Annotated in this window: 6 protein-coding genes; all 6 read left to right on the top strand. The window is 44.8% G+C overall.

Annotation, left to right across the window (positions count from 1 at the left end; genetic code table 11):
- Nucleotides 1-10 precede the first annotated feature (10 nt).
- A complete protein-coding gene (locus IH879_18720; GenBank protein MCH7676960.1) occupies nt 11-1,279 on the top strand; it encodes a hypothetical protein in 1,269 nt (422 codons plus the stop codon).
- A gap of 292 nt (nt 1,280-1,571) precedes the next feature.
- Nucleotides 1,572-3,314, top strand: a complete 1,743-nt coding sequence (locus tag IH879_18715; GenBank protein ID MCH7676959.1) for a hypothetical protein — start codon at nt 1,572-1,574, stop codon at nt 3,312-3,314.
- 129 nt (nt 3,315-3,443) lie between these two features.
- Nucleotides 3,444-4,550 (top strand): DegT/DnrJ/EryC1/StrS family aminotransferase, encoded by a 1,107-nt coding sequence (locus IH879_18710; protein ID MCH7676958.1) that lies wholly within the window; start codon nt 3,444-3,446, stop codon nt 4,548-4,550.
- A gap of 102 nt (nt 4,551-4,652) precedes the next feature.
- Entirely contained in the window at nt 4,653-4,910 is a 258-nt protein-coding gene (locus IH879_18705; GenBank protein ID MCH7676957.1) for a DUF4258 domain-containing protein, read from the top strand.
- Between the two features lie 17 nt (nt 4,911-4,927).
- Nucleotides 4,928-5,158, top strand: coding sequence for a type II toxin-antitoxin system MqsA family antitoxin (locus IH879_18700; protein ID MCH7676956.1), 231 nt, complete (start codon nt 4,928-4,930; stop codon nt 5,156-5,158).
- 321 nt (nt 5,159-5,479) lie between these two features.
- On the top strand, nt 5,480-5,666 hold a 187-nt coding region (locus tag IH879_18695), incomplete at its 3' end, for a DUF2283 domain-containing protein (protein ID MCH7676955.1).

Below are 5,666 nucleotides of genomic sequence, written 5' to 3'. Positions count from 1 at the left end.
CGATTAACCGATGAGCGAAACTCCTTCAAATAAAAACAGCTATTCGGAAGAGATCAACTTGCTGGATTATCTTGGTGTAATCTTTAAACGCCGAAGAATGATCATCCGCAACTCGCTGCTTGCGGGACTGATTATGCTGGTGCTGAGTTTTTTGCTGCCAAAAACGTATACAGCAACCACAACGCTCTTGCCCCCCGGCGAAGGCGATCAGAATGGTCTGCGTAGTTTGCTGCTAAACTCTCCGATTTCCATGTTTGATGTTCCCGGAATTCCGGCGTCCTCCTCTGATATCTTTGTTGAGATTCTGAAAAGCCGAACCGTTGCGGAAGCCGTTTTATCAAAAAAATATAAATCGGAAGAAACGGGGCAAGATTTATACGAAATCTGGGACATTGAAAATCAAACGGATGCGCTTAATGAACTGCATGAGAAATCCACTATTTTCGCTAACGAGCAGGGCATGATTAACATCTCAGTTGAGGTTCACAACGCAGAACTTTCTGCGCAGATAGCAAACGCTTTTGTCGAAGCGTTAGACGAAGTAAACCGCGAAAAAAGTTTTTCCCGTGCAAAAAATTCCCGAATTTATATTGAAGAACAGCTTAAGCAAACAGAGGTGCGCTTAAAAAAAGCCGCGACAGCCCTGGCCGATTTTCAATCTCAATTTAGAGCGGTAGATTTGCAAGCTCAGACAAGAGTATCCATTGAAAAAGCCGGCGAAATTAAAGGCACGATTATGGCCAAGGAAGTCGAACTAAAGGTTGCCTTGCAGACTTTAAAACGGGACAACCCGATAATCAATCGCCTGCAAACAGAATTGGATGAACTGAAAATACAGTTTGAGCATTTGCAATTTGGCAATTCGGTTCCTTTTGAAGCGCAGAAGGATTATTTCATTCCCTTTGCCGACATACCGGAAGTCGGCTCGCGTCTCGCAGAATTTCTGCGCGATGTCAAAGTGCAGGAAACTGTTTGGCAGCTTTTAAACCAGCAATTTTATAGCGCAAAAATTCAAGAGGCCAGAGATACGCCAACTGTTCAAGTTTTAGATGCTGCGGTTCAGCCTGAAAGAAGAACCAGGCCTAAAAGGAAACTTCTTGTCGTCGTGACAAGCTTTTTAACATTGGTATTTAGTGTGTTTTGGGCCTTCGGTCTGGAATATGTCGAAAGGAATAAAGAAAACAAAGATTTTCAGAAAATGAACGGAATGGTTGAAGAGCTTAAGGCCGATTATAATAAGTTAAAAAAAAGAATTCTGAGTGTTTTAAACAGAAGTTGAATTTTTTGATTTTTAAAATCTTGCGGCTAACAACCACATAGTAAGGATAGCATTTCGCTCACCCAATAATCTGCCAATTGCCTATCTCATTACGAATCTTAACAGTTGTCTCGCATTCAAAATTGTACCGCAACTTAAGGAATTAACTGAATTAGCTTGAATAATTCAAAAAAATGCACAACTCGATTCGAAGAAAGAGTCGCTAAAATGTATTGGATCAATGTGTTAAGGTGTTCAAGTGCTCGGGTGTTCAAAGAGCAGAGTCGACAAGAACACTTGAACACCCAAACACATGAACACTTTCTGTATGTTTGCATTTAAGAATAAAAAAGAATTATTGAAAATAGCTTTGACCGCACTGCTCTTTTTTTTCAGATTGGGCAGTGACTTATGGGGTCAATCGGTTTACGTGCCCCTGAATCACTGGTCGTATGAATTTGTCGAGCGTCTGGAAACAAAGGGCGTTCTGACCGGTATCTTGAATGGCACGAAACCTTACAGCCGGGAGGAGATGGCCGGTTATTTACTGCAAGTTCAGGAGAAGGCTAAGGGCCGCGAGCTGCTTAATTCCGTCGAGCTTCGCCAGCTTGATTTTCTTAGATTTGAATTTCAGGAAGAATTTCGCCAGCTTGGCGGCCTAAACGGACACACGACAACAACCAGAATTCAAAAACTCAAAGACCAGACTTTTGTGGGGAGAGTCTTCCCCGACTTTGTTTATAAAAACTACCGAAATCTCATCAATATTCAAAAAGATGAGTTCAAAGTTTTTGTCGACCCGGTTTTTTACCACGGCTTTCTCTACGCTAATCCCGACTCTTTAAAGGGTACGGAACGGGTTTTCGAGCGCACTCACGGGTTCACACTTTGGGGACAATTGGGAACACACCTTGGTTTTTTCTTCGATTTCCGGGATACCGAAGAGTGGGGAACGAGAACCTATCCCGAGAAGTTTGATATTTCGCTGCCAGGACTCGGATTTGTGAACGGCTACGGCACCCACATCTGGCACGATGAGACCGTCGCTTACCTGATTTTTAAACTGCCCTATTTTCAAATCATGCTCGGCAAAGATTCCAACTTTTGGGGGCCCGGTTTTAACGGCGCTTTAAATCTATCCACTAATGCGACTTCCTATGATCAGATAAAATTACAATCGAAAATCTGGCGGCTCAAATTTACCTATGTCTGGGGGTTTTTGCGAACATTCCCGGTCATCCGGGATCAAAATAACAGGACCGTCGCAAAGAATATCGTAGCACATCGCCTCGATATCGATGTTGCTAAGTGGTTAGACATCGGCCTTTACGAAACGGTTATTTTTGGCAATCGCCGTTTTGAGCTCGCCTACGTAAACCCGATTAATTTTTATCGGTCAGCCGAGCATTTTCTCGGCGACGATGACAATGCGGCGATCGGAGCGGATTTCGAATTCCTGTTGATTCCAAATGTAAAACTGTACGGTGAACTTTTCATCGATGATTTGACAACCGGAAAACTCGGCAGTGGTTTTTTTGGCAACAAAACTGCTTTTTTAACCGGCGGGTTGTGGGTTGATGCATTCAAAATCAAAAATTTAGATGCACGAATTGAGTATGCCCGTACCAGGCCCTTTGTTTACACCCACAGAAGCCCGATCAACACGTATTCGAATTTTAACACCGGCCTCGGTCACTGGATGGGACCGAATTCGGATGACCTTCTGTTGCGCGCTCAATACCGGTTTTCAAAAAGCCTGTTTGTAGCCGCAAGTTTTGAGTCGTTTCGACACGGCGCGAACCAACCGGATAAAAATATCGGGGGTGATATAAACCGAAATGAGGATGCGACGACCCCGGAATTCATAGACTTTTTGGACGGAGTGCGTGAAAGAAACAACCGTTTGGGTTTTGAGATCAGTTACGAAGTTTTCCGGAATCTCTATCTTGAGCTGAACTACAACACAGCTTCAGCACGAAATATTTTACTGCCAACCGGTGTTCGCGGTCCGGCTGAAAGAAACGAATTTTTCTTTAACTTGAGTTTGAACAGGTAAACTGGATGCTTGATGCTGGATTGCGTTAATGCGAGCATCCAGCATCGAGCATCTTAAAAGAACCATCGCAAAGCATCGTTACTTCAAATCTTTTCCCAGTGGGCAAGAAATTCACTCTTAAGGAACTATATGAAAATTCCTCAAGTCGATCTGAAAGCGCAATATCAAACCATTAAATCGGAAATCGATCAGGCAATTGCCGGAGTCATCGAAAAGACTCAATTCATTCGCGGCGGTGCAGTTGCACAATTCGAGCAAGCCTTTGCCGGCTATTGTGGTGTGAGCCATGCCGTCGGCGTGGCGAACGGCACCGACGCTCTGATGTTAGCCTTGCGCGCCGTGGGTGTCGGCGAGGGAGACGAGGTTATCACCACCCCTTTTACGTTTACCGCAACCACCGAAGCCATTCATTGGGTCGGTGCAAAGGTTGTCTTTGTCGACATCGACCCCGAAAACTATACCATCGACATTGGCCAACTCGAAAGTAAAATCACGGAAAAAACGCGGGCGATTATGCCGGTGCACCTGTATGGCCACCCGGCGGACATGGATGCAATCCTGGCGCTGGCGAAAAAGCACGATTTAAAAGTGATCGAAGACGCCGCGCAAGCGCATGGCGCGTTATACAAAGGGAAGAGAGTCGGATCTTTTGGCCACGCCGCCTGCTTTAGTTTTTATCCCGGTAAAAACCTGGGAGCTTATGGAGACGCCGGAGGGGTGGTTACCAATGATCCCAAAATCGCCGAGACGGTCAAAATATTAGGCGATCACGGCTCGGCCAGAAAATACGAAAATGATTTTCTCGGATTCAACAGCCGGCTGGACGGCATTCAGGGCGCCGTTCTGAATGTAAAGCTAAAATATCTCGACCCATGGAATCAGCGCCGCCGGGCGATTGCCGACCTGTATAATCGCGCCTTCACAGAGGTTGCTGAAATTGCCACGCCGAAGGAATCGACCTGGGCAGAATCGGTTTATCATCTTTATGTCGTTCAGACCGGCAACCGCGAAGCGCTCAAGCAGAAACTCAATGAAGCCGGCATCGGGGCGGCGCTGCATTATCCACGACCGCTGCATCTGCAAAAAGCCTATGACTTTATGGGCCACAAGCGAGGAGCCTTCCCGGTTGCAGAACAAGCCGCCGACCGAGTGCTGAGTTTGCCCAATTATCCGGAAATGACGGATGAGATGGTGGAGTTTGTGGCCGGGAAGGTGAAGGAGACGGTTTCCCGGTAGGATTGATTTTGCGATTGCTTTTAAGAGGAGAAAATTATGACAAAGAAGAAGATATACTAATCAAGGTCATAAATCCAAGTGTATAAACGAGTGCTGATGCGAATGCGAGAAAAAGTTCGCAGGTGTGAATATGTGGTGACTGCTCATGCAAGAAAGGAAATGATTGATGATGACTTTGCAATCTACGATGTTGAAAGAGGAATTCTTACAGGCGAGATATTGGCACGCCAAAAAGACCAAATAACGGCTGAGTGGAAATACCGCATCAATGGAAAAACAATTTCCGGTGATGAGATTGAATTAATCGTAAAACTTAGTCCAACAAATAAACTTGTAATCATAACTGTTTATGAACCATGAAGAATAAAAACGAACAAATGATATGCGATGTTTGCGGACGAGAAGGGGCACGAGTTCGTAAAGTAACTGAAGCACACGGCAAGGGAAAAGATTTGCTAATCATTGAGAATATTCCAATGATTAGCTGCCCAAAATGTGGTGAGAGTTATTTTACAGCAGACACCCTACATGAGATTGAGCGTATCAAACTTCACCGCAAGAATTTTGCATTGGAACGTCCCGTGCCAGTTGCTTCATTTGCATACTGAGAACGTGAGGTAGTACTGATTACTTCCTTGCGCTAATCATTTCAAAAGTAAAGCCTATAGTTGGTAGTACTCCAAGAAGTTGGTTTTAGAATGAGCGATTTTCTCTTTCAAGAGGCTTTAAAACTAGCTAAAGAAGGAGAACTTCGTGGCGAAAACAAAGTTTGAGTGCCCAATTACCCGGAGATGGCCGATGAGACGGTAGGGTTTGTGGCCGGAAAGGCGAAGGAGTTTGCGCGCCAGGGAAGTAGATAAATTTGAGCAAGAAGAAAAGAAAAGTTCGTTTTCATCCACACGCCATTGAGCGAATGAAGGAGGGGCGCTATGAGACTTACTTATGATCCTCGGCATAATATTGCCTATATCAGATTTGGAAAAAAGCAGGGAGATGTAGAAACTATTAAGGTCAGCGAAGAATTATGCATAGATATGTCACCGGATGGCAAAGTGTACGGTATCGAATTGTTGAACGCAAACGAGCAGCTACGGCGTGAAGAATCAGGCAAGTTAC

The organism is candidate division KSB1 bacterium, assembly GCA_022562085.1.
Lineage (GTDB): Bacteria > Zhuqueibacterota > Zhuqueibacteria > Oceanimicrobiales > Oceanimicrobiaceae > Oceanimicrobium.
Note: the sequence above shows the minus strand (reverse complement) of the source record. Positions and strands in the feature narration are given on the sequence as shown.